Here is a 22,500-nt window from a genome sequence, read left to right as displayed (position 1 = left end):
ATGCATGACGGCATGGCGATGGTTGACGGTGCTGTGGCTGTGGGCCGCCGGTGCCTGGCTGGCCTGGGGAGGCGCTCAGCTGCTGTGGGCCGGGGGCAGCGGCTACTACGTGATGGCAGGTGTGCTGCTGTTGGCCGTGGGCCTGGGTGTGGCGCGCCGGTCGGCCATGGCGCTGTGGCTGTTTGCGCTGTGGCTGCTGGGCACCGCGCTGTGGGCGGTCTGGGAGATAGGGCTGGACTGGTGGCCGCTGGCGGGGCGCCTGGGGGTGCCCTGGTTGATGGGCCTGCTGCTGGTACTGCCCTGGTCGGTGCGTGCGCTGCGCCATGAGCCCGACATGGGCCAGAACCGGGGCCTGGCACCAGCCCATGCGGCGCTGGCGCTGGTGGTGCTGGGCACGGCCATTCTTGCGGGCCTGTCATTCGGGCGCCAGCGCGATGCCCATGAAACCCAGGGCCAGTTTGCGGGCGCGGCCGCCGCCGCGTCGGACCTGCCGGCCGACGGCCAGGTCACGGCCGTGCAGAACATGTCCATGGTGGCCTCCGACGCCGGTGGCCTGCGCAGCCCGCCGGTGCTGCAGGGCGATGCCACCGATGCCGTGCCCGATGGCGAGTGGCATGCCTATGGCCGCACCGGAGCGGGCCAGCGCTATTCGCCGCTGCGCCAGATCGGCCCGCACAACGTGCGGCTGCTGCAATTGGCCTGGGAGTTCCGCACGGGCGATGTGCGCGGCAAACCCGGCGATCCCGAAGAAACCACGTTCGAGGTCACGCCGCTGAAGATCGGCGAGCGCCTGTTCCTGTGCACGCCCCACCAGTCGGTGATTGCGCTCGATGCCACCACGGGCAAGCAGCTGTGGCGGCGCGACCTGCCCATGCCCAAGGGGCTGGCGCTGCAGCATCTGACCTGCCGGGGCCTGTCCTACCAGTCGGCGCAGGCGGCCGCGCAGTTCGATGCGGCAGCAGGGGAGACGCATTCGGCGGTGGCGCCGGCTGCAAGGAAGCCCGGCGCGCAGGCCATGCCTGCACCCACCGCCGCATCCACGGCTTCGGCTTCTGCAGCCCCTGGCGATGACGGCCGCTGCACCGCCAAGCTGTTCATGGCCACGGCCGACGGCAAGGTGGTCGCACTCAATCCCGCAGATGGCCAGACCTGCAGCAATGTGGCGGGCGGCCAGGGCCAGATCGACCTCTGGCAGGGCATGCCCGAGCGCAAGCCGGGCTCGTACTACTCGACCTCGCCGGTGGTGGTGGCGCGCGACCGCATCATCGTGGGCGGCACGGTACTGGACAACCATTCCACGCGCGAGCCTTCGGGCGTGATCCGTGCGTTCGACATCCGCTCGGGCGCGCTGCTGTGGGCCTGGGACCCGGGGCGGCCAGGCAACAGCACGCCGTTGCCCCCCGGGCAGACCTATGTGCCCAGCTCGCCCAACAGCTGGTCCATCTCCAGCGTGGACGAGACGCTGGGCCTCGTCTTCGTGCCCATGGGCAATGCGCCGCCCGACCAATGGGGCGGGCGGCGCAGCGCCGAGGCCGAGCAGTATTCGTCCTCGGTGGTGGCGCTGGACATTGCCACGGGCGCCGTGCGCTGGGTTTTCCAGACCGTGCACCACGATCTCTGGGACTACGACGTGCCCTCGCAGCCCAGCCTGATCGACCTGGAAATCGGCGGCCACAGCGTGCCCGCCCTGGTACAGCCCACCAAGCAGGGCGAGCTGTTCGTGCTGGACCGGCGCACGGGCCAGCCGCTGCTGCCCGTCACCGAGGTGGCTGCGCCGCAGGGCGCGGCACGCGGCGACCGCACGGCGCCCACGCAGCCGCATTCGCAACTGAGCTTCAACCCCCCGGCCCTGACCGAGCGCGACATGTGGGGCGCCAGCCCCTTCGAGCAACTGTGGTGCCGGCTGGCCTTTCGCCGCCTGCGCTACGAGGGACGCTTCACGCCGCCCTCGGAGCAGGGCTCGCTGATCTATCCGGGCAACTTCGGCGTTTTCAACTGGGGCGGCGTGGCCGTGGACCCGCGCCGGCAGGTGGTGTTTGCCACGCCCACGCGGCTGGCTTTCGTCTCCACCCTGGTGCCGCGCGCGGACGATACCTCGCTGATGGTGCAGGACGGCGGCCCGCCCAAGGACGGCCTGCCCGCGCTCAACGAAAACTTCGGCGCACCGTTTGCGGTGCGGCTCAAGCCCTTTGTCTCGCCGCTGGGCATTCCCTGCCAGGCGCCGCCCTGGGGCTTTGTGGCGGGTGCCGACCTGCGCACGGGCCAGATCGTCTGGCAGCGCCGCAACGGCACGCCGCGTGACCTGAGCCCGCTGCCGCTGGGCTTTCGCATGGGCGTGCCCGGCATTGGCGGGCCGGTGATGACCGCTGGCGGCGTGGCCTTCTACTCGGGGGCACTGGACAACTATGTGCGCGCCTATGACGTGGACAGCGGCCGCCAGCTCTGGCAGGACCGCCTGCCCGCAGGCGGCCAGGCCACGCCCATGACCTACCTGGGCACGGACCAGCGCCAGTACCTGGTGGTGGTGGCGGGTGGACATGGTTCGACCGGAACCAAGGCCGGGGACAGCGTGCGCGCCTATGTGCTGCCCAAGGAGGTGGCGGCGCCCTGAGCGCTCGCACCGTGGGGTCAGCGCCGGCTCATGCCGATCCGGCCCGGCCCAGCATGCGCAGCACGCGCGTGACCAGCAGCGCGGCCACCCAGGCCAGTCCGCCGATCAGAAACGGCAGGCGCAGCAGCGCGCCTTGCTGGGCGAACAGCATCAGCGCGTCTGCCTTCCACAGCGCGGCATAGCCCGTGTACAGGCCGTAGGCCAGCCAGGCCAGCGCCCCCAAGGCGAACAGGGCCGCCATGCGCCGGGCGCTGCGGCCATCGCGCGAATCCGCGGGCAGGGCGCGCGTGCCGTGCCAGACCCAGCCGATGGAGGCGAGCACCAGCAAGGCACTGGCTGCCACGGACAGCTGCAGCCAGGTATGGGGAGAGAGTGAGGACATCAAAAGGAAACTGCGCGCCGGCACCGTGCCGGCCGCAGCGAGTGTAGCGGCGCCGTGCTTTGCGCCGCCTGCGCGCTCAGGCCGGCTGCCAGACGGTGGCGCCGTGGCCCTGGCCGCCGCTTCCGGGCACGGCATGGATGCCCAGCACGGCCGCGTGGCGCTGCAGCAGGGCGTCGAATTGCTCGGTGCTTTCCGCCGTGGCCGGGGCGTCGTCGTATTCGCTGGCCACCTGGTCCGTGGTGAAGGAGCTGGCGCCGAACTTCTGGACGATGTTGCGCAGCTTGTCGAGATTGGGGCTGGTGGATGGGGTCATGGCAACTCCTTGGGGTCATGGACGCCTGCTGCGCCGCAGGCCTGTGGACCAGTGTAGCCCCGGGGCCTGGGCAGGCCATCCGGGGCATCCCCGCAAAGCGGCGTAGGACTTGGAACCCGCCGTCAGCCGCCCGTGGCCACGGGGCCGGCGCTCAGCACTTCGGCCAGCGGCTTGCGGGGCGAGGGCACCTCGCGCTCGCGCAGATCGTCGGGCAGGGTGGCCGCATCGCCACGCCAGCCCACGGCGATCACCACCTCGGGCTCCAGGTGCTCGGGCAGGCGCAGCACCTCGCGTGCGGCGTCGGCCGAGAAGCCGCCCATGGCGTGCGTGGCCAGGCCCATGGCATGGGCTTCCAGCGCCAGGTAGCCCCAGGCGCAGCCCGCGTCGAAGCTGTGCTTGCCGGGCGAGGCCTGGCGGTCGGACATCAGCACGATCAGCGCGCCCGCCTCCAGGCACCAGCGGCGGTTGAACTCGTTGGGGATGGTGCTGAAGGCCTGCCAGTTCGCATCGCCGCGCAGCGCATAGGCAAAGTGCCAGGGCTGCTTGTTGCTGGCCGAAGGCGCCCAGCGCGCGGCGTCGGCCAGTTGCTCGATCTGGGCCTGGCTCAGTGCCTCCGGCTTGAAGGCGCGCGGCGACATGCGGCCCAGGAACTGGGGATGGATGGGGGTGGTGGTGTTGCGTGTCATGCGGATAGGCGGCAAGCAGAAAGGAAAGCGGCAACGATAGCGCAAGGCCTCAGGGCTGGCGCGGTGCCTGGCCATGCTGCTGGCTGATCACGCGCAGGTGGCGCTCCATGCGGATGAAGACCAGCACCATCACCACCAGCACGAGGAATGACATCAGCATGCTCCAGAAGGCCGTCTCCACGGCGCCGAAGCGCTCCTTCCAGGAGCTGCTGCCGTGGCTGTCCTCGCCGCGCAGCGCGCGCGCCGCATTGTCCAGGGACAGCGTGTAGTTCAGCAGCACCGTGGACAGGATCTGCTGGGCCGTCTGCGCCTGCAGCCGCGGCTCCAGGGCGGCATTGCCGAAGACCTGCTCCAGCGCGGCGGGCAGGCCCTGCACATAGGCCGCATAGGCGCCCTTGCCGTGTTCCAGCTCGGCGGCCTGCGCGCGCTCGTGGATGGCGGCGGCGGTATCCACGGGCTCGACCATCCAGCCGTCTTCCTCGTCGGTGGAGGCGGCTGCGGCAGCCGCTGCATCGGCAGTCGCTGCGTCGGCCGCCGCATCCACGGCCCCGGAATCGCCTTCGCGCTGCCCGCGTTCCTGGATGCGGCGCTGCACATCGGCCTCGGACGGCAGGGCGTCGCCTTGCAGCAGCGGGTGCAGCGGCGCCAGGCCCCGGGCCTGGTTGTCCCGCTCGGTGCGCTCGCGCCGCGCAGGATCCTTGTTCACGTAGGCGCGCACCAGGGCGTCGGCCTTCTGGAAGGCGGGGCGCAGCGCCGGATCGGCCAGGCGCTTTTCCATGGCGGGTTCGCCGCCGCCCGCGCCCAGGTCGCGGCTGGTTTCGTCCACGACGAACTGCAGGTCGGGCCTGGCGTCCTTCCAGTTCAATTCCTGGGCCACGGCCTGGGGCGCCTCGGCCTTGCCGGGCCTGAAGCTCTCCCAGGTCCACAGTGCCATGCCCACCAGCACGAGCAGGGAGAACACCAGCAGCACCACGCGCACCACCTGCACCAGCAGGTCCTCGATCCTGCGCAGCATGTTTGTAATCATCGGATTCCTCGGTTGGTTCGTAAAACAAGGGCGCGTCCAGCCCGCCTGCAGGCCTGTTCTGTTGCTATTGATTTGAAAGCGCCGGACACAGACGCGCGAATTCTAGGAAGGCTGCCGCGCACGGGCGCACCGGTTCTCAATGTTTTACATTTCGCGCCAATCTCGAAGTGTGCATGTGCTCCCGTGGCATGCGCCGTCCTGCAATGGGCACCTGCCGAATGGCGGGGCGTTCATGGCCGCAGGGCGCATGGTTCTCCCGCTTGCGGGCGCGCAGGCTTTGGGCCTACCGGCTGTAGCGGCTTCCCGAATCCGCTGTAATGCTCGCTCTGATTTCTGACTGACTAGAGAGGGCTCGCCCATGACCAAAACGTCGCTGGATAAATCGAAGATCAAGTTCCTGTTGCTCGAAGGCATCCATCCTTCCGCACTCGAAGTGCTGCGCAACGCGGGCTACACCAATGTGGAGACCGTGACGGGCGCGCTGGAAGGCGAGGAGCTCAAGCGCAAGATCGCCGATGTGCACTTCGTCGGCATCCGTTCGCGCACGCAGCTGACGGCCGACGTGTTCGCTGCTGCGCAAAAGCTCGTGGCCGTGGGCTGCTTTTGCATCGGCACCAACCAGGTGGACCTGGACGCGGCGCGCGAGCGCGGCGTGGTGGTCTTCAACGCGCCTTACTCCAACACGCGCTCGGTGGCCGAGCTGGTGCTGGCCGAGGCCATCCTGCTGCTGCGCGGCGTGCCTGCCAAGAACGCCTCCGCCCACCGCGGCGGCTGGCTCAAGAGCGCCGAGAATTCCTACGAAATCCGCGGCAAGACGCTGGGCATCGTGGGCTACGGCTCCATCGGCACCCAGCTGTCGGTGATGGCCGAGTCGGTGGGCATGCAGGTGCTCTTCCATGACGTGTCCACCAAGCTGCCGCTGGGCAATGCGCGCCAGGCCGCATCGCTGGCCGATCTGCTGGCCGGCAGCGACATCGTCACCCTGCACGTGCCTGAGCTGCCCTCCACCCAGTGGATGATCGGCGCCAAAGAAATCGCGGCCATGAAGCCCGGCGCCATCCTGATCAATGCCTCGCGCGGCACCGTGGTGGAGATCGAGCCGCTGGCCGAGGCCCTGAAGGCCGGCAAGCTGCTGGGCGCCGCCATCGATGTGTTCCCCACCGAGCCGCGCAGCAACAAGGATGAATTCGTCTCGCCCCTGCGCGGCCTGGACAACGTCATCCTGACCCCGCACGTGGGCGGCTCCACCATGGAGGCCCAGGCCAACATCGGCCTGGAAGTGGCCGAGAAGCTGGTCAAGTACAGCGACAACGGCACCACCACCTCGGCGGTGAACTTCCCGGAAGTGGCCCTGCCCGCCCACCCCGGCCAGAACCGCATCCTGCACGTGCACCACAACCAGCCCGGCGTGCTGTCGGCCATCAACCAGGTGTTTGCCGAGAACGGCATCAACATCGCCGGCCAGTACCTGCGCACCGACGAGAAGGTGGGCTATGTGGTGATCGACCTGGCGGCCCAGTCCTCGGGTCTGGCGGTCGAGAAACTGACCCAGGTTCCCGGCACCATCCGCTGCCGCGTGCTGTTCTGATGGCCAGGTTTCAGGATGCTGCGCTTGGGCGCACTTCCTGAAACTGGCGCATTGCCGGGTCGCCCTGTCTGCCCGGCTGCAGCAGCAGCCGCATCAGATCCGTGCGCGTGATCAGGCCGGTCAGCCGGCCTTCGCGCATCACGGGAATGCAGGGCACGCTGTGCCGGGCCAGGGCGTCCAGCAACTGGCCCACGGGCGTGTCTTCGTCCACGCTGAGTTCAGGCGCATGAACCAGCTGGGGCAGCTCCGACAGGCGGGGCACGGCCCGGGTCTTGCCGGGCAGGCGCTGGCCCAGCCAGTTCAACAAAGAAGGTTTTGCCGCAGATTCGGCCGGGCGCACGGGGCTCATCCACAGCCACTCGTACAGCTCGGCACGGGAGACCGTGCCGGCCAGGCCACCATCGGCGTCCAGCACCGGCAGGCTCTTGGCCGGGCGCGCGCGAAAGCGTGCAGCCACGGCGTGCACGTCGTAGTCCAAGGAGCAGCTCACGGGATCGCGCGTCATCAGCTGGGCGCAGCGCACGCCGCCCAGCCGGTGCTCGATGGCGGTTTCCTCGGCGGCGGCCAGCAGCTCGGCCAGGTCATCGGCTTCCAGGTTGTTTTCCTGGCCGAAGCGCAGCAGCAGCCCCTCCAGATCGGCATGGGACAGGCCCAGGCGCGAGGCATGGCGGTGGGCCGCATCGGCGGGCGCGGCCTTGGGCGCCGTGTCGGCATGGTGGGGGTAGCGCCGGCCCGTGGCGCGGTGGAGCGCCGTGGCCGCCAGGACCAGCCCCAGTGTCAGCGCACCCACGGGCAGGAAGGGCAGCATCCAGCCGGCGGCCAGCGAGGCCTTGGCGTTGAGCACCGTCAGCAGGGCCATGGCGCCACCTGGCGGGTGCAGCGAGCGCGTCAGCAGCATGCAGCCTATGGCGCCACCCACGGCCAGTGCAGGGGCCAGCTGGGGCGGGCACCACTGCAGCACGAACAGGGCCCAGAGCGCCGACACCGTATTGCCCACCACGCAGGACCAGGGCTGGGCCAGCGGGCTGGTGGGCACGGCGAACAACAGGACGGCCGTGGCACCCAGCGGCGCGAACAGGCGCAGGGGAAGATCCCAGGTGCCCGCATGCGCCAGCCAGACCAGGGCCGTGGCCATTCCCATGCCCACGATGGAGCCCATGGCCACGCGCCACATGTCCGCAGGCGCGGGGCGTGGCACCACCGGCCCCCATGCTTTTCTGTTCCAGCCCATTGCCTTGTTGTCTTTTTGTCTTTGCCTGCGCGGCCCCGGGGGAGGGCTGCAAAAGCGCGTCATTTTAGGAAGGGACGCCGCTCTTGCTGGCAGCATGGGCTTTGCACTGCCTTGGTGCAAACCTGGAAGATTCAGTCCACCACGGACTGGTACACGCCCTCGCGCATCACCCAGCGGTAGGGAATGCGCTGGGCCATGGACTGCATCATGAGGATGGCGAACAGGTCCTCCTTCGGATCCACCCAGAAGAAGGTGCCGTAGATGCCGCTCCACGAAAAATCGCCCACGCTGCCCGGCAGCGGGTTGAGGCCGGGCGCCGTGCGCACCGCAAAGCCCAGGCCGAAGCCCTGGCCCACCTCGGGCGAGGGCAGCTGGGCGCCGAAATACGCCATGTCCGGCCCCATGCGCACGCTGGCGGGCAGGTGGTTGGTGGTCATCAGCTCCACGGTCTTGCGAGAGACCAGGCGCACGCCGTCCAGCGTGCCGCCGTTGCACCAGAACAGGCACAGCCGCGCATAGTCGGCCATGGTCGAGACCATGCCGCCGCCGCCCGACTCGAACATCATGGCGCGCGTGACCGGGGGGATGGGCGGCATGTGTTTCTGCGGCCCTTCGGGCTGGGGCCTTGCGGCGCGTGCGATCTCGCTGTCGGGCGCATGAAAGCCCGTGTCGGCCATTCCCAGCGGCCCGGTGATGTGCTCGCGCACGAAGGCGGCCAGCGTCTGGCCGCTGACCACCTCGACCACGCGGCCCAGCACGTCGGTGGACATGCCGTATTCCCAGGTCTCGCCGGGCTGGGCCACCAGCGGCAGCTGCGCGAGCTTGGTGATGAACTGCGCATTGGTGAACTTGCCGCTGAACAGGCCCGCATCCAGGTACATCTTCTTGATGGGGTGCTCGGTGCCGGCGAATCCATAGGGAATGCCGGAGGTGTGGCGCAGCAGGTCCTGCAGCGTGATGGAGCGTGCCAGCGGCGCGCGCTCCAGGCCCACGCGCAGCGCGGCCAGCTCGGGCAGGTACTGCTCCACGGGCTCGATGATGGACAGCCGACCCTGCTCGGCCAGCATCATGATGGCCAGCGAGGTGATGGGCTTGCTCATGGAGGCGATGCGGAAGATGGCATCGGGCCGCATGGCCGTGCCGGCCTCGGGGTCCAGCAGGCCGAAGCTCTCCAGGTAGGCCAGCTTGCCGCGCCGTGCCACCAGGGCCACGGCGCCCGGTATCTCGCCGGTGTCCACGCCGCGCTGCAGCCGGGCCGACAGGCGCGCCAGGCGTGCGCTGCCCAGGCCCACGGTTTCAGGGGAGTCGGCCCAGGGCAGGCCGGGGATGTGCAGGCGGTCGGTGCTGGCGGTCATGGAGTCTCCTGTGGTGTGCGCCGATTGTTCCGGCAGATGGCCTGGCGCGCTGTTGGCTGCGGGACAGCGGCGTGCGGGTGCAGCGGGCATGCCGCCGCTAAACTGGCCCGCAGGAGACAACGACACCATGAAGCAGATCATTCTGGCCGCCGCAGCCTGCGCGGCCGCCGCCTTGGCCATGCCGGCCAGCGCCGCCTATCCCGACAAGCCCATCCGCCTGGTCGTGCCCTTCCCGCCCGGGCAGGCCACGGACATCTTTGCGCGCGCGCTGGCTGAAAAGCTCGCCCAGAAGCTGGGCCAGCCGCTGGTGGTGGAGAACAAGGCCGGGGCCGGCAGCAACATCGGCAGCGAGCAGGTGGTGCGCAGCCCGGCCGACGGCTACACGCTGCTCGTGGCCGGCAGTGCCATGGCCGTGAACCAGACGCTGTACAAGAAGGTGAATTTCGACCCGCGCACCGACCTGGTGGGCATCACGCTGATCGCCAAGGTTCCGCTGGTGTTCCTGGCGCACCCGGGTGCTGGCATCCAATCCATGAAAGATCTGGTGGACAAGGCGCGTGCCGAGCCGGGCCGCTGGAACTACGCCAGCGCCGGCATCGGCGGCACCCAGCACCTGAGCGCCGAGATGGTCAAGGCGCGCGCCAAGATACAGATAGAGCACATCCCCTACAAGGGCAGCGGCCCCGCGCAGGCGGACTTCGTGGGCGGCCAGGTGCCGCTGATGGTGGATTCGGTGACGGCCGCCCTGCCCAATATCCAGGCGGGCAAGGCGGTGCCGCTGGGTGTGACCTCCAGCGCCCGCTCCAGCCAGCTGCCCGAGGTGCCGGCCATTGCCGAATCGGGCCTGCCCGAGTTCCGGGGCTTCGAGGCCGTGGGCTGGCTGGGCCTGATGGCCCCCAAGGGCACGCCGCAGGAAGTGATAGACCGGCTCAACCGCGAGGCCGTGGCCATCCTGCGCAGCCCCGAAATGCGCAAGTTCATCAGCGACCGGGGCTCGGAAGCCGCACCCACCACGCCCCGCGAGATGGATGCCTTCGTGGCCTCCGAGATCACGCAGTGGGGCCAGGCCGTGCGCCAGTCGGGCGCCTCGGTGGATTGAGGCAGGCGCCCCCCGGAGCGCGTGGGGGCGCCCGCTGCGGCCGGTCAGGCCAGCTTGGCCTTGAGCAGCTCGTTGACCTGCGCCGGGTTGGCCTTGCCCTTGGAGGCCTTCATGACCTGGCCGACCAGGGCGTTGAAGGCCTTGTCCTTGCCTGCGCGGTACTGCTCCACGTTGGCCGGGTTGGCGGCGATCACCTCGTCGATGATCTTCTCCATGGCGCCCGTGTCGTTCATCTGCTTGAGGCCCTTGGCCTCGATGATGGCATCGACATCGCTGCCTTCACCGCTCCACAGCGCCTCGAAGACCTGCTTGGCGGCGTTGTTGGAGATGGTGCCGTCGCCGATGCGCTGGATCAGCGCGGCCAGCTGGGCGCTGGAGACCTTGGCGGCCTCCATGCCGATTTCCTCGGTGTTCAGGCGGCGCGAGATCTCGCCCATGATCCAGTTGCTGGCCAGCTTGGGCGCATTGCAGGCCCGGGCCGTGTCCTCGAAGTAGGCGGCCATGGCCTGGCTTTGCGTCAGCGTGGTGGCGTCGTACTCGGGCAGGGCGTACTGCTCGACAAAGCGCGCGGCCATGGCGCGCGGCAGCTCGGGCATGTCGGCCCTGACCTGTTCCACCCACTCGGGCGCGACCACCAGCGGCGGCAGGTCCGGGTCGGGGAAGTAGCGGTAGTCGGCCGCGTCTTCCTTGGTGCGCATGGAGCGCGTCTCGCCCGTGTCGGGGTCGAACAGCACGGTGGCCTGCTGGATGCGGCGGCCGTCCTCGATTTCCTCGATCTGCCAGCGGATCTCGTAGTCGATGGCCAGCTGCATGTTCTTGAAGCTGTTGAGGTTCTTGATCTCGCGGCGCGTGCCCAGCGGCTGGCCGGGCTTGCGCACGGAGACGTTGGCGTCGCAGCGAAAGCTCCCTTCCTGCATGTTGCCGTCGCAGATGCCGATCCAGGTCACGATCTGGTGCAGCGTCTTGGCGTAGGCCACGGCTTCTTCCGTGCTGCGGATGTCGGGCTCGGTCACGATCTCCAGCAGCGGCGTGCCGGCGCGGTTCAGATCGATGCCCGACTGGCCGATGAAGTCCTCGTGCAGCGACTTGCCGGCATCTTCCTCCAGGTGGGCGCGCACCAGGCGGATGGTCTTCTTCTCGTCGCCGAGGAAGAAGGACACCTCGCCGCCCTGGACCACGGGAATCTCGAACTGCGAGATCTGGTAGCCCTTGGGCAGGTCGGGGTAGAAGTAGTTCTTGCGCGCGAAGATGCTGCGCGGCGCAATGTGCGAGCCCAGCGCCAGGCCGAGCCGGATGGCGCACTCGACGGCCTTTTTGTTCATCACCGGCAGCGTGCCGGGCAGCGCCATGTCCACGGCGCAGGCCTGGGTGTTGGGCTCGGCGCCGAAGGCGGTGCTGGCGCGGCTGAAGATCTTGGACTGGGTGGCCAGCTGGGCGTGGGTCTCGAAGCCGATGACGACTTCATAGCCCTGGATGAGTTTCGCGGTCATGGGGTATCAGATGCCCTTCGGAGCTTGAAGGTGGAAGTCGGTGGCCTGCTGGAAGCGGTGGGCGGCGTTGAGCAACTGGCCTTCCTTGAAGTAGTTGCCGATCAGCTGCAGGCCCACGGGCATGCCGGCCTCGCCAAAGCCTGCGGGCACGCTCATGCCGGGCAGGCCGGCCAGCGACGCAGGCAGCGTGAAGATGTCGGCCAGGTAGTTGGCCAGCGGGTCGCTCTTTCCGCCCAGCTGCCAGGCCACGGTGGGCGCGGCGGGGCCGGCGATCACGTCGCACTGCTGGAAGGCGGCCTGGAAGTCGTCGGCGATCATGCGGCGGATCTTCTGCGCCTGCAGGTAGTAGGCGTCGTAGTAGCCCTCGGACAGCACATAGGCGCCGATCATGATGCGGCGCTTGACCTCGTCGCCAAAGCCCTGGGCGCGGGTCTTCTTGTACATGTCCACCAGGTCCGTGTAGTCCTTGGCGCGGTGGCCGAACTTCACGCCATCGAAGCGCGACAGGTTGGACGACGCCTCGGCCGGGGCCAGGATGTAGTACACGGGAATCGACAGCTCGGTGCGCGGCAGCGAGATGGGCACCAGGCGGGCGCCCAGCTTCTCGTATTCCTTGAGCGCGCCATCCACGGCGGCGCGCACGTCGGCCGACAGGCCTTCGCCGAAGAACTCGGCGGGGATGCCGATGCGCAGGCCTTCGATGCCGTCGTTCAGGCGGGCCGTGAAGTCCTCGGCCGGCACGTCCAGGCTGGTGGAGTCGCGGTCCAGGTCGGGGCCGCACATCTCGGACAGCAGCAGGGCGCAGTCCTCGGCGCTCTTGCCCATGGGACCGGCCTGGTCCAGGCTGGAGGCGAAGGCGATCATGCCGTAGCGGCTGGCGCGGCCATAGGTGGGCTTGATGCCCGTGATGCCGCAAAACGATGCGGGCTGGCGGATGGAGCCGCCCGTGTCGGTGCCGGTGACGGCGGGCGCCAGGCCGGCGGCCACGGCCACGGCCGAGCCGCCCGAGGAGCCGCCGGGCACGCGGTCCGTGTTCCAGGGGTTGCGCACGGGCGCGGGGGCGTCGAAGCCCACGGGCGCGATGGCCGAGTTCTCGTTGGCCGAGCCCATGGCGAATTCATCGCAGTTGAGCTTGCCCAGCGTCACGGCGCCGGCCTCGGCCAGGCGCGTCACCACGGTGGCGTCGAAGGGCGAGCGGTAGCCGGCCAGCATCTTGCTGGAGGCCGTGGTCGGGAAGTCGCGCGTGACGAAGATGTCCTTGTGCGCAATGGGCACGCCAGCCAGGCGGCCGCCCTTGCCCTGGGCAATCAGGGCGTCGGCAGCGCGGGCCTGGGCCAGGGTGGCCTCTTCGTCGATGCTGACGAAGGCGCCCAGGTTCTGGTGCGCCTGGGCGCGGGCCAGGAAATGCTGGGCGGCTTCGACGGCGCCGAGCTTGCGCTCGCGCAGCAGGGCCGACAGGGCCGACACGCCGAGCGTGTGCAGATCAGTGGTTTGCTGGGTCATGTATGGGGTGCGGAAAACGGGGACGGATGCCAGTGACGAGGGCGCGCGGCGCTTACTCGATCACCTTGGGGACCAGGAACAGGCCGCGCTCGACGGCCGGTGCGCTGCGCTGGTTGGCGTCGCGCTGGTCGGGCTCGCTGGCAATGTCCTCGCGAAGACGCAGGGCAATGTCCTGGATGGCGGCGACCGGATGTGACAGCGGGCTGACGCCTGAAGTATCCACAGCCTGCATCTTCTCCACGATGCCGAAAAAATCATTGAGCTGGCCTAGCATGCGCTCACTCTCGGTGGAGGAGAGCTCAAGTCGTGCCAGGTTCGCGATGCGTGCGATGTCTTGTGCGTTCAGTGCCATAGGATTTTTGAAGGGGGCAACGGGATGTAAACCCGTATTTCAAGCCCCGGCAGTAGAAGTTATTCACAGGGGATACGGTATTATCTCGGCTTTGCCGCAATACCCTCTCCGAGCCGGTCATTGTGCGAAAAGCCAACCCCATCCAGACTCCCTAACTTTCATCCCGGCGATGGCAGGCCGACGAGCATGCCGTGCCTGAGAGGACTCTCGTAATGTTCGGAGCTTTCCGTCGGTATTTCTCCACCGACCTTGCCATTGATCTTGGCACAGCCAACACCCTGATTTTCGCCCGCGACAAGGGCATTGTTCTGGACGAACCCTCCGTTGTCGCCATCCGTCACGAAGGCGGGCCGCACGGCAAGAAGGTGATCCAGGCGGTGGGCCGCGAGGCCAAGGCCATGCTGGGCAAGGTGCCCGGCAACATCGAGGCCATCCGCCCGATGAAGGACGGCGTGATTGCCGACTTCGTCATCACGGAGCAGATGATCAAGCAGTTCATCAAGATGGTGCATCCGCGCTCGGTGCTCACGCCCAGCCCGCGCATCATCATCTGCGTGCCCTGCGGCTCCACCCAGGTCGAGCGCCGCGCCATCAAGGACGCGGCCGAGGCGGCAGGCGCCACCTCCGTCTACCTGATCGAGGAACCCATGGCTGCCGGCATCGGCGCCGGCCTGCCGGTGTCCGAGGCTTCGGGCTCCATGGTGGTGGACATCGGTGGCGGCACCACCGAAGTCGGCGTCATCTCGCTGGGCGGCATGGTCTACAAGGGCTCCGTGCGCGTGGGCGGCGACAAGTTCGACGAAGCCATCATCAGCTACATCCGCCGCAACTACGGCATGCTGATCGGCGAGCCCACGGCCGAGTCCATCAAGAAGAACATCGGCTCGGCCTTCCCCGGCTCCGAAGTCAAGGAAATGGAAGTCAAGGGCCGCAACCTCTCCGAAGGCGTGCCGCGCAGCTTCACCATCTCGTCCAACGAGGTGCTGGAAGCCCTGACCGATCCGCTCAACCAGATCGTCAGCGCCGTCAAGAACGCGCTGGAGCAGACACCGCCCGAGCTGGGCGCCGACATTGCCGAGCGCGGCATGATGCTCACCGGCGGCGGCGCGCTGCTGCGTGACCTGGACCGCCTGCTGGCCGAAGAAACCGGCCTGCCCGTGCTGGTGGCCGAAGAGCCGCTGACCTGCGTGGTGCGCGGCTGCGGCATGGCGCTGGAGACCATGGACCGCCAGGGCAGCATCTTCACCAGCGACTGATGCGGCGCAGGCCGGGGCCCGTTGTCGCGGGCCCGGGGCCGCAGCCGTCTGACTGCAACGACTTTTCTCCCCCTTCCGTGGTGACCTGCATGCTTGCCCTGCCTTCCTTCGCACCGGGACCGGCCCGTGCTTTCCAGGCTGCAGCAAGTGCGGCAGGGCAGGCCCTGCCACGCGGGAGGGCGGCATGAATCCCAATACCCTGGACCACTCGGCGCCCTCGCTGTTCAAGCGGCGGCCCTCGCGGGTCTCGCAACTGGCCCTGTACAGCGCCCTGGCGCTGTTTCTGATGGTGGCCGATGCGCGTTTCAGGATCACCGATCCCGTGCGCGTGGCCGTGGCCACCGTGCTGTACCCCGTGCAATGGGTGATGCTCAAGCCGGTGCAGGCCGTGCACGACGCCAGCCGCTACCTGGGCTCGCTGGACGATGCCCAGGCCCGCGAACAGGCCGCGCGCAAGGAACTGGTGGCCATGGCCCAGCGTGCATCGCTGGCCGACGAGCTGATCCAGGAAAACGACCACCTGCGCGAGCTGCTGCAGCTGCGCGATCGCCTCACCACGCCCGGCACCGCTGCCGAGGTGGTCTACGACAGCCCCGACCTCTATACGCGCCGCGTGGTCATCGACCGCGGCCAGGTGGATGGCATCGACCAGGGCTCGCCCGTGCTCGATGAAAAGGGCGTGGTCGGCCAGGTCACGCGCGTGTATCCGCTGCGTGCCGAGGTCACCCTGCTCATCGACCGCGACCAGGCCATTCCCGTCTTCAACCCGCGCACCGGCGCGCGCAGCGTGGCCTATGGCGATCCGTCGCCGCTGCGCACCGGCGGCATCGAGCTGCGCTTCATGCCCAGCAATGCCGATGTCCAGGAAGGCGACCTGCTGACCACCAGCGGTGTCGATGGCCTGTACCCGCCGGGCCTGCCCGTGGCCAAGGTGGTCTCGGTGGAGCGCCGCGCCGACTCGGCCTTCTCGCGCATCTACTGCGAGCCCGTGGGCCGCGTGCAGGGCGTACGCCACGTGGTGGTGCTCAAGCCGCTGGACCGCGCCACCCATCCCGAGGCGGAAGGCGCCGCCGAACCCCTGCGCGCCGGCAAGGGCAAGGAAAAAGACAAGGGCAAGGAAAAGGACAAGGCCAAGGACGGCAAGGGCAAGGAAGCCTCCAGGGACGGCGGCAAGGCCGGCAAGACAGATGCGCCGGCCACGCCCGCAGCACCGGCCGCGCCCGCCGCACCCGCCTCCGCCAGGAAGGAGCCCGCATGATCATGCCGCGCGGCCAGCAGCTGCTGCTGCCGGTCAACCCCCTGTTCATCGTCGTCAGCCTGCTGGCGGCGCTGGCACTCAACATGCTGCCGCTGGGCCGCCAGGCCTGGCAGCCCGACCTGCTGATGGTGCTGCTGGCCTTCTGGGCGCTGAACCAGCCCCAGCGCGTGGGCATGGGCGTGGCCTTTTTGCTGGGCCTGTGCATGGATGTGGACCGCTCCTCCCTGCTGGGCCAGCATGCGCTGGCCTATGCGCTGCTGGTGTTCGCTGCCGGCGCCATGGGCCGGCGCCTGTCCTGGTTCTCCACGCCCGTGCAGGCGCTGCACCTGCTGCCCCTGTTCGCCGTCGTGCACGGCCTGCAGGTGCTGCTGCGCATGGTGGCGGGCGGCATCGTGCCCGGCCCGCTGGTGGTGGTGGCTCCCTTGATCGAGGCCCTGCTGTGGCCCCTGGTCAGCGGCCTGCTGCTGGCGCCGCAGCGCCGCCCGCCGGACAGTGACGAGAACCGTCCCCTGTGAGGCTTGACGCGTGATGGAAATCCGCAATACAGAAGCCGAGCTGCAGCGATTCAGGTTGCGCGCATGGGTGATGAGCGTGGTGGTGCTGCTGGCCTTCGGGCTGGTGGTGGCTCGCTTGCTGGTGCTGCAGGTGCAGCGCCATGAGGAACTGGCAGAGCGCGCCGAAAGCAATCGCACGGCCGTGGTGCCCATCGTGCCCAACCGGGGCCAGATCCTGGACCGCAACGGCGTGGTGCTGGCCACCAACTACTCGGCCTATACGCTGGAGATCATGCCCTCGCGCGCGGGCAACCTGGAAGAGACCATCGACGGCCTGGCCGAGATCGTCGAGATCACGCCGCGCGACCGCCGCAAGTTCAAGCGCCTGGTGGATGATTCCCGCAGCTTCGACTCCCTGCCCATCCGCACGCGCCTGACCGATGACGAGGTCGCGCGCTTCGCCGCGCAGCGCTATCGCTTCCCGGGCGTGGACATCAAGGCGCGGCTGTTCCGCACCTACCCCATGCAGGAGACGGCCAGCCACGTCATCGGCTACATCGGCCGCATCAACCAGCGCGAGAAAGAGGCGCTGGAAGACTCCGACGACGCCGCCAACTACCGGGGCACCGACGTCATCGGCAAGCTGGGCGTGGAGCAGAGCTACGAAACCGACCTGCACGGCCAGACCGGCTGGGAAGAGATGGAAACCTCGGCCGGCGGCCATGCCGTGCGCAAGCTCGGCAGCCGCCCCGCCACGCCCGGCGACAGCCTGGTGCTGTCGCTGGACATCAAGCTGCAGCGCATGGTGGAGGAGCTGTACGGCGACCGCCGTGGCGCCCTGGTGGCCATCGATCCGCGCAGCGGCGAGCTGTTGGCCATGGTCAGCCGCCCGACCTTCGACCTGAATCTCTTCGTCGATGGCATCGACCAGGAAAGCTGGACCGCGCTCAACGAATCCATCAACCGCCCGCTGCTCAACCGCGCGCTGCGGGGCACCTATCCGCCAGGCTCCACCTACAAGCCCTTCATGGCGATTGCCGCGCTGGAGTCGGGCAAGCGCCGCCCCGACACCACCATCATGGACAACGGCAGCTGGACCTTCGGCGGCCACACCTTCCGCTCGGGCCACCCCAACGGGCCGACCAACCTGCGCCGCTCCATCATCAAGTCGTCCAACGTGTACTACTACATGCTGGCCAACGACATGGGCGTGGACATGATCCACGACTACATGAAGCCGCTGGGCTTCGGCCAGATCACCGGCATCGACGTGCGCGGCGAGGCGCGCGGCGTGCTGCCCAGCACCGAGTGGAAGCGCAACACCTACAAGCGGCCCGAGCAGAAGAAGTGGTACGCGGGCGAGACCATCTCGCTGGGCATCGGCCAGGGCTACAACAACTTCACCATCCTGCAGCTGGCCAACGCCATGTCCACGCTGGCGGCCAAGGGCGTCAAGCACCGGCCCCACCTGGCCGTGGGACGTGTCGATGCCGTGACGCAGCAGTTCTCGGCCATCAACAAGGACCCCGGCACCAGCATGGGCTACAAGCCCGAGAACGTGGAAGCCGTGCGCGCCGCCGTGGCCGCCGTGACGGTGGAGGGCACCTCGCGCGGCATCTTCGGCAACGCGCCCTACACCTCCACCGGCAAGACCGGCACGGCCCAGGCCGTGGGCGTGCGCCAGAACGAGAAGTACAACGCCTCGCGCCTGTCCGAGTTCCAGCGCGACCACTCGCTGTACATCGCCTACGCGCCGGCCGACAACCCCACCATCGCCGTCGCCGTCATCGTGGAGAACGCCGGCTTTGGCGCCGCCGCTGCCGCGCCGCTGGCACGCCGCGTGTTCGACTACTGGCTGCTGGGCCGCTACCCCAGCCTGGAGGACATGGCCGCCATGCGCAAGGGCCAGGCCGGCGTGCCCATAGGCGCCCCGCGCCGCGTCTCCGAAATCACGCTGGACGCAGAAACCGTGAACCTGCCCGGCCTGCCGCGCTACGAGCCGCCCGAGGCATCGGTGCCCGTGGCATCCAACCGCGCTGCCGCGCTGCCGCCGCCGTCTGCTGGCGAGCTGGAGGATTGAGAAAGCAAAAGAGCCGGCATTGCCGGCTCTTTGTTTTCTTGAGCAGCCTGCGTGCGCAGGCCCAGGACTCAATGCCCCATGCGCCCGATGAACGCCGCGATCCGCTCGCTGGCCGGGTTGCCGAAGAACTCGGCCGGTGGGGCCTCGTGGGCGATGCAGCCCTGGTCGAAGAACATCACGCGGTCGGCGACCTCGCGGGCGAAGCCCATTTCGTGGGTGACCACGATCATGGTCATGCCGCCGCGTGCCAGCTCGCGCATCACGTCCAGCACCTCCTGCACCATCTCCGGGTCCAGCGCGCTGGTGGGCTCGTCGAACAGCATCACCTGCGGCTCCATGGCCAGGGCGCGGGCAATAGCCACGCGCTGCTGCTGGCCGCCCGACAGCTGCCACGGGTACTTGTGGGCATGGGCCTGCATGCCCACGCGCTCCAGCAGGGCCATGGCCTTGGCATTGGCCTGGGCGCGCGGCGTCTTGTGGATGCGGCGCGGCGCCAGGGTCACGTTGTCCAGCACCGTCATGTGGCCGAACAGATTGAACTGCTGGAACACCATGCCCACTTCGCAGCGCTGCTTTTGCAGCGTGGCTTCGTTGTCGGTGACTTCGACGCCGTCGATGGTGATGCGCCCGCCGTCGTGCGGCTCCAGCCGGTTGATGGCGCGCAGCAGCGTGGACTTGCCCGAGCCCGAGGCGCCGATGATCACCGTCACCTCGCCCGTGCAGAACTGCGTGGAAACGCCCTTGAGCACCTGGTGGCTGCCGAAGGACTTGGTGACCTTCTCGGCCACGATGTAGGGCATGCCCCGTGCCAGCTTGTCGGCGCTCATTTGTGGCGGCCCTCCACGTCGAAGCGGTACTCCACGGCAGCCGTGACCTGGGTCACCAGCGTGGTCAGCACCAGGTAGGTCACGCCCACGGTGACCAGGGTCTCCACGGGCTGGAAGGTGGCCGACTGGATGCGGTTGCCCACATTGGTCAGCTCCACCACGCCGATGGCGTACGCCAGCGACGAATCCTTGAGCAGTGCCACGAAGTTGCTCACCAGCGGCGGCAGCGAGATCTTGAAGGCCTGCGGGAACACCACGTCCATGAAGACGCAGATGCGCGGCAGGCCCAGGGCGCGTGCGGCCTCGGCCTGGCCGCGCGGCACGGCCTGCAGGCCGGCGCGCACGGCTTCGGCGTTGTAGGCGCCCACGTTCAGCGCCAGTGCAATGCAGGCGGCTGCGAAGTCGGGCAGGTTCAGGCCCGGGATCAGCACCGGCAGCGCGAAGTAGATGAACAGGATCTGCACCAGCAGCGGCGTGCCGCGGATCGCCCAGACGTAGAAGCCCGCGGCCCAGCGCAGGGCGGCCGTGCGCGAGGTGCGCGCCAGCGCGGCGGCGATGCCCAGCACCAGGCCGGCGGCGCCGCTGACCAGCGTCAGATACAGCGTGGTGCGCGCGCCTTCGGCGAAGGTGTCGGCATTGGAGCCTATGGGCTCGGGCAGCAGGGACAGCAGTTGCCCCAGCAGCGAAACCACGAGCACCATCAGCAGCAGGGCCGTGACCAGGGTGGCGTTGCTGCGCTGCGAGCGGCTCCAGTGGGCGGGCCAGAGGACGGTAAGCATAGGTGGGCTAGAAACAAAAAGGCGCCCTGCAAGTGGGCGCCGGTCGGGCAGATCTGCCCGGGGCCTCAGTCAGGGCAGCGGATGTCTTCGTGGAAGTATTTCTGCGACAGCTTGGCGTAGCTGCCGTCGGCCAGGGCTTCCTTGAAGGCCTTGTTCCAGGCATCGGCCAGCGACTTGTTGTCCTTGGCCACGGCGGCGGCAATGCGCTCGACCAGCAGCAACTCGCCCTGCTTGAGCTGGGCATTGGGGTTCTTTTGCTGCAGTTCCTTGGCGATGAAGCGTTCGGTCACCCAGGCATCCACGCGCTTGGACAGCAGCGCATTGCGGGCGGCCTCGTTGGTGGGGAAGTTGACCAGGCGCTTGATGCCGGGCAGGTTCTTCTCCATGTACTGCATATAGGTGGTGCCGGTCTGCACCGACACCGTCTTGCCCGCCAGGTCCTTGCCCGAGCGGATGGCCGGGTCCAGCGACATCACGATGGCGCCAGAGCAGTAGTGGGGCTGGGTGAAGGTCACGGCCTTCTCGCGCTCGGGCGTGATGCCGTGCGAGGAGATCACCAGATCCCATCGGTCCTGCTGCAGGCCGGTGAGCAGGGCGTCGAAGCTGATGGTCTTCCACTCGTACTTCACGCCCATCTTGGCGGCCATCATCTGGGCCAGCTCGACTTCGAAGCCGGTCAGCTGCTTGCCCTCGAAATGGGCGAAGGGCGCGTAGTAGCCCTCGGTGGCCAGGCGCAGCGTGCCTTCCTTCTGGATGGCGTCGAAGGGGCGGGCCTGAACGCCGGCGGCGGTCCACAGGGCCAGCGCGGCGGCGGCGATGACGGTAAAGCGTTTCATGGAACTCCTGGGCTGTCGCTCAAGACCTGACCCCGGCGCCGCAGCATGAAGAAAGCGCCAAGGCACGCATCAGTGCATGGGCCATGGACGGCGGGGCCGGTTTTTTGCGGCTGGTCGGCTGGTCGGGTACGGCCGCTGGCAGGGGTGCGACATGCACCAGCCGCCGCAGCTCAAGGCGAAAAGTCGGCAATTATAGAAGGTTGCCGTCGCCAACGCCGATGGCAGGTGTTGCGAACGCCGCTGGCCCGTGCTCAGGCGATGAAGGCGTCGTAGCCGGTCTTGAGGATCAGCAGGCTCACCACGCCGATGAAAATGCCGCGCACAAAGCCCGTTCCATGGCGCAGGGCCATGTGCGTGCCCAGCATGGCGCCCAGCACATTGGCCACCGCCATGGGCACGGCCAGGTGCCACCAGATATGGCCCTTGAGCGCGAACAGCGCCAGCGCAGCCAGGTTGGTGGCCATGTTCAGCAGCTTGGCCGAGGCCGACGCGTTCAGGAAGTCATAGCCCATCAGCCGCACGAACAGGAACACGAAGAAGCTGCCCGTGCCGGGGCCGAAGAAACCGTCGTAGAAGCCAATCACCAGGCCGATGGCGCAGGCGATCAGCGTCTCGGCGCGGCCCGAATAGTGCGGCGTGTGGTGGCGGCCCATGTCCTTGCGCGCCAGCGTGTAGGCCAGCACGCCCAGCAGCACCAGCGGCAGCAGGCGGCGCAGGAAATCGGGGGAGATCTGCGTGACGGCCCAGGCGCCCGCAAAGGAGCCCGCCATGCCCACGCAGGCCGCCGGCATCATCGCGCGCCAGGGCAACTGCACCTTGCGGCCGTACTGCCAGGTGGACATGGCCGTGCCCCAGACCGAGGCGCTCTTGTTGGTGCCCAGCAGCGTGGCGGGCGGTGCGGTGGGGAAGGTGGCGAACAGCGCGGGCAGCAAGATGAGGCCCCCGCCGCCCACGATGGCGTCCACGAAGCCGGCCAGCATCGAGGCCAGCGAGACGATGATCCATTCCATAGGGCGGCGATTGTCGCACCGCCCAGGTGCCGCAGCAGGCTGGCCGCAGGCATAAAAAAAGCGCCGGACTTGCCGGCGCTCTGGGAAATGCATCTTGAGATGCTATTTATGAATGTTGATCTGGTTGTGTACGAGTTGTCTCCTCGGCCCCTCTTGTGCAGCACTGTGGTGCCGCGAGAGTGGGTGGACTTTAATGGTCGCACCTGGGTGGTGCATCGGGGATTTCCCGCAGTTACCGCAAAAGTGCGGGATTGCACCAGCAAAGGGCCGTGAACACCGGGCGCCGCGGCTTTGACGCCAGGGCGACCATTCGTTCCCCATCG

The 22,500-nt window shown here is 68.4% G+C and carries 20 protein-coding genes; 7 read left to right on the top strand and 13 right to left on the bottom strand.

Features of this window, described 5'->3' with window-relative positions:
• The first annotated feature begins 4 nt into the window (after nt 1–4).
• A complete protein-coding gene (locus tag A4F85_RS22150) occupies nt 5–2,611 on the top strand; it encodes a membrane-bound PQQ-dependent dehydrogenase, glucose/quinate/shikimate family (protein WP_063327712.1) in 2,607 nt (868 codons plus the stop codon).
• A gap of 28 nt (nt 2,612–2,639) precedes the next feature.
• Here A4F85_RS22150 and A4F85_RS22145 read toward each other — a convergent pair whose 3' ends face one another.
• The 4 genes from A4F85_RS22145 to A4F85_RS22130 all read right to left on the bottom strand — a co-directional run bounded on the left by A4F85_RS22145 (nt 2,640) and on the right by A4F85_RS22130 (nt 5,019).
• Complete coding sequence (locus A4F85_RS22145; RefSeq protein WP_063327711.1) at nt 2,640–2,993, bottom strand: hypothetical protein; 354 nt, start codon at nt 2,991–2,993, stop codon at nt 2,640–2,642.
• A 76-nt stretch (nt 2,994–3,069) separates the two neighbouring features.
• Complete coding sequence (locus A4F85_RS22140) at nt 3,070–3,306, bottom strand: hypothetical protein (protein WP_013800215.1); 237 nt, start codon at nt 3,304–3,306, stop codon at nt 3,070–3,072.
• Between the two features lie 122 nt (nt 3,307–3,428).
• Nucleotides 3,429–3,992 (bottom strand): nitroreductase family protein, encoded by a 564-nt coding sequence (locus A4F85_RS22135; protein ID WP_034397858.1) that lies wholly within the window; start codon nt 3,990–3,992, stop codon nt 3,429–3,431.
• A 49-nt stretch (nt 3,993–4,041) separates the two neighbouring features.
• On the bottom strand, nt 4,042–5,019 hold the full coding sequence (locus A4F85_RS22130; RefSeq protein ID WP_063327710.1) for a hypothetical protein: 978 nt from the start codon (nt 5,017–5,019) through the stop codon (nt 4,042–4,044).
• A 358-nt stretch (nt 5,020–5,377) separates the two neighbouring features.
• Here A4F85_RS22130 and serA point away from each other — a divergent pair, with 358 nt between their 5' ends.
• Nucleotides 5,378–6,607: a phosphoglycerate dehydrogenase gene (gene serA / locus A4F85_RS22125; protein WP_012202286.1), complete on the top strand. Its 1,230-nt coding sequence runs from the start codon at nt 5,378–5,380 to the stop codon at nt 6,605–6,607.
• A gap of 10 nt (nt 6,608–6,617) precedes the next feature.
• Here the strand turns inward: serA and A4F85_RS22120 are convergent, their stop codons facing one another.
• Nucleotides 6,618–7,808 carry an HPP family protein gene (locus A4F85_RS22120; RefSeq protein WP_231890592.1) on the bottom strand — a complete coding sequence of 397 codons (1,191 nt, stop codon included), beginning with the start codon at nt 7,806–7,808 and terminating at the stop codon, nt 6,618–6,620.
• Nucleotides 7,809–7,969: 161 nt separating this feature from the next.
• A complete protein-coding gene (locus A4F85_RS22115) occupies nt 7,970–9,193 on the bottom strand; it encodes a serine hydrolase domain-containing protein (protein WP_063327708.1) in 1,224 nt (407 codons plus the stop codon).
• A 127-nt stretch (nt 9,194–9,320) separates the two neighbouring features.
• On the opposite strand from A4F85_RS22115, the gene A4F85_RS22110 reads away from it, so the two are divergent.
• A complete protein-coding gene (locus A4F85_RS22110) occupies nt 9,321–10,292 on the top strand; it encodes a tripartite tricarboxylate transporter substrate binding protein (protein ID WP_063327707.1) in 972 nt (323 codons plus the stop codon).
• A gap of 44 nt (nt 10,293–10,336) precedes the next feature.
• Here A4F85_RS22110 and gatB read toward each other — a convergent pair whose 3' ends face one another.
• From gatB to gatC, 3 genes are read right to left on the bottom strand one after another with little or no spacing between them, the layout of a single operon-like run.
• A complete protein-coding gene (gene gatB / locus A4F85_RS22105) occupies nt 10,337–11,782 on the bottom strand; it encodes an Asp-tRNA(Asn)/Glu-tRNA(Gln) amidotransferase subunit GatB (protein ID WP_012202290.1) in 1,446 nt (481 codons plus the stop codon).
• A 6-nt stretch (nt 11,783–11,788) separates the two neighbouring features.
• Nucleotides 11,789–13,285 carry an Asp-tRNA(Asn)/Glu-tRNA(Gln) amidotransferase subunit GatA gene (gene gatA, locus A4F85_RS22100; protein ID WP_043821862.1) on the bottom strand — a complete coding sequence of 499 codons (1,497 nt, stop codon included), beginning with the start codon at nt 13,283–13,285 and terminating at the stop codon, nt 11,789–11,791.
• A 52-nt stretch (nt 13,286–13,337) separates the two neighbouring features.
• On the bottom strand, nt 13,338–13,637 hold the full coding sequence (gene gatC, locus A4F85_RS22095; RefSeq protein WP_012202292.1) for an Asp-tRNA(Asn)/Glu-tRNA(Gln) amidotransferase subunit GatC: 300 nt from the start codon (nt 13,635–13,637) through the stop codon (nt 13,338–13,340).
• A 212-nt stretch (nt 13,638–13,849) separates the two neighbouring features.
• On the opposite strand from gatC, the gene A4F85_RS22090 reads away from it, so the two are divergent.
• From A4F85_RS22090 to mrdA, 4 genes are all read left to right on the top strand, one after another.
• Nucleotides 13,850–14,893, top strand: coding sequence for a rod shape-determining protein (locus A4F85_RS22090; RefSeq protein WP_012202293.1), 1,044 nt, complete (start codon nt 13,850–13,852; stop codon nt 14,891–14,893).
• 184 nt (nt 14,894–15,077) lie between these two features.
• Nucleotides 15,078–16,151, top strand: a complete 1,074-nt coding sequence (gene mreC, locus A4F85_RS22085) for a rod shape-determining protein MreC (RefSeq protein WP_063327706.1) — start codon at nt 15,078–15,080, stop codon at nt 16,149–16,151.
• Nucleotides 16,148–16,666 carry a rod shape-determining protein MreD gene (mreD, locus tag A4F85_RS22080; protein ID WP_013800223.1) on the top strand — a complete coding sequence of 173 codons (519 nt, stop codon included), beginning with the start codon at nt 16,148–16,150 and terminating at the stop codon, nt 16,664–16,666. Before mreC ends, mreD begins: the two co-directional genes overlap by 4 nt.
• A 13-nt stretch (nt 16,667–16,679) precedes the next feature.
• Nucleotides 16,680–18,725, top strand: coding sequence for a penicillin-binding protein 2 (mrdA, locus tag A4F85_RS22075; RefSeq protein ID WP_063327705.1), 2,046 nt, complete (start codon nt 16,680–16,682; stop codon nt 18,723–18,725).
• A gap of 68 nt (nt 18,726–18,793) precedes the next feature.
• Here the strand turns inward: mrdA and A4F85_RS22070 are convergent, their stop codons facing one another.
• The 4 genes from A4F85_RS22070 to A4F85_RS22055 all read right to left on the bottom strand — a co-directional run bounded on the left by A4F85_RS22070 (nt 18,794) and on the right by A4F85_RS22055 (nt 22,177).
• On the bottom strand, nt 18,794–19,552 hold the full coding sequence (locus tag A4F85_RS22070; RefSeq protein ID WP_012202297.1) for an amino acid ABC transporter ATP-binding protein: 759 nt from the start codon (nt 19,550–19,552) through the stop codon (nt 18,794–18,796).
• On the bottom strand, nt 19,549–20,331 hold the full coding sequence (locus A4F85_RS22065; protein ID WP_012202298.1) for an amino acid ABC transporter permease: 783 nt from the start codon (nt 20,329–20,331) through the stop codon (nt 19,549–19,551). Before A4F85_RS22065 ends, A4F85_RS22070 begins: the two co-directional genes overlap by 4 nt.
• A 65-nt stretch (nt 20,332–20,396) precedes the next feature.
• Nucleotides 20,397–21,167 carry an ABC transporter substrate-binding protein gene (locus tag A4F85_RS22060; protein ID WP_043821856.1) on the bottom strand — a complete coding sequence of 257 codons (771 nt, stop codon included), beginning with the start codon at nt 21,165–21,167 and terminating at the stop codon, nt 20,397–20,399.
• Nucleotides 21,168–21,418: 251 nt separating this feature from the next.
• The gene (locus A4F85_RS22055; RefSeq protein WP_063327704.1) at nt 21,419–22,177 is read right to left on the bottom strand and encodes a sulfite exporter TauE/SafE family protein; all 759 of its coding nucleotides are present in this window, start codon (nt 22,175–22,177) and stop codon (nt 21,419–21,421) included.
• Nucleotides 22,178–22,500 lie beyond the last annotated feature (323 nt).

It is taken from the genome of Delftia sp. GW456-R20, assembly GCF_001622915.1.
Taxonomy (GTDB): Bacteria; Pseudomonadota; Gammaproteobacteria; order Burkholderiales; family Burkholderiaceae_C; genus Comamonas; species Comamonas acidovorans.
The sequence above is the reverse complement of the archived record's forward strand: the minus strand, read 5'-3'. Positions and strand labels throughout refer to the sequence as shown.

Coding starts and splice junctions, on each gene's coding strand:
- A4F85_RS22055 (WP_063327704.1), bottom strand. CDS start 22,177: ATGGAATGGATCATCGTCTCGCTGGCCTCGATGCTGGCCGGCTTCGTG.
- A4F85_RS22065 (WP_012202298.1), bottom strand. CDS start 20,331: ATGCTTACCGTCCTCTGGCCCGCCCACTGGAGCCGCTCGCAGCGCAGC.
- mrdA (WP_063327705.1), top strand. CDS start 16,680: ATGGAAATCCGCAATACAGAAGCCGAGCTGCAGCGATTCAGGTTGCGC.
- A4F85_RS22115 (WP_063327708.1), bottom strand. CDS start 9,193: ATGACCGCCAGCACCGACCGCCTGCACATCCCCGGCCTGCCCTGGGCC.
- mreC (WP_063327706.1), top strand. CDS start 15,078: ATGAATCCCAATACCCTGGACCACTCGGCGCCCTCGCTGTTCAAGCGG.
- A4F85_RS22060 (WP_043821856.1), bottom strand. CDS start 21,167: ATGAAACGCTTTACCGTCATCGCCGCCGCCGCGCTGGCCCTGTGGACC.
- A4F85_RS22145 (WP_063327711.1), bottom strand. CDS start 2,993: ATGTCCTCACTCTCTCCCCATACCTGGCTGCAGCTGTCCGTGGCAGCC.
- A4F85_RS22140 (WP_013800215.1), bottom strand. CDS start 3,306: ATGACCCCATCCACCAGCCCCAATCTCGACAAGCTGCGCAACATCGTC.
- A4F85_RS22150 (WP_063327712.1), top strand. CDS start 5: ATGACGGCATGGCGATGGTTGACGGTGCTGTGGCTGTGGGCCGCCGGT.
- mreD (WP_013800223.1), top strand. CDS start 16,148: ATGATCATGCCGCGCGGCCAGCAGCTGCTGCTGCCGGTCAACCCCCTG.
- gatA (WP_043821862.1), bottom strand. CDS start 13,285: ATGACCCAGCAAACCACTGATCTGCACACGCTCGGCGTGTCGGCCCTG.
- A4F85_RS22070 (WP_012202297.1), bottom strand. CDS start 19,552: ATGAGCGCCGACAAGCTGGCACGGGGCATGCCCTACATCGTGGCCGAG.
- A4F85_RS22090 (WP_012202293.1), top strand. CDS start 13,850: ATGTTCGGAGCTTTCCGTCGGTATTTCTCCACCGACCTTGCCATTGAT.
- A4F85_RS22135 (WP_034397858.1), bottom strand. CDS start 3,992: ATGACACGCAACACCACCACCCCCATCCATCCCCAGTTCCTGGGCCGC.
- gatB (WP_012202290.1), bottom strand. CDS start 11,782: ATGACCGCGAAACTCATCCAGGGCTATGAAGTCGTCATCGGCTTCGAG.
- serA (WP_012202286.1), top strand. CDS start 5,378: ATGACCAAAACGTCGCTGGATAAATCGAAGATCAAGTTCCTGTTGCTC.
- A4F85_RS22130 (WP_063327710.1), bottom strand. CDS start 5,019: ATGATTACAAACATGCTGCGCAGGATCGAGGACCTGCTGGTGCAGGTG.
- gatC (WP_012202292.1), bottom strand. CDS start 13,637: ATGGCACTGAACGCACAAGACATCGCACGCATCGCGAACCTGGCACGA.
- A4F85_RS22110 (WP_063327707.1), top strand. CDS start 9,321: ATGAAGCAGATCATTCTGGCCGCCGCAGCCTGCGCGGCCGCCGCCTTG.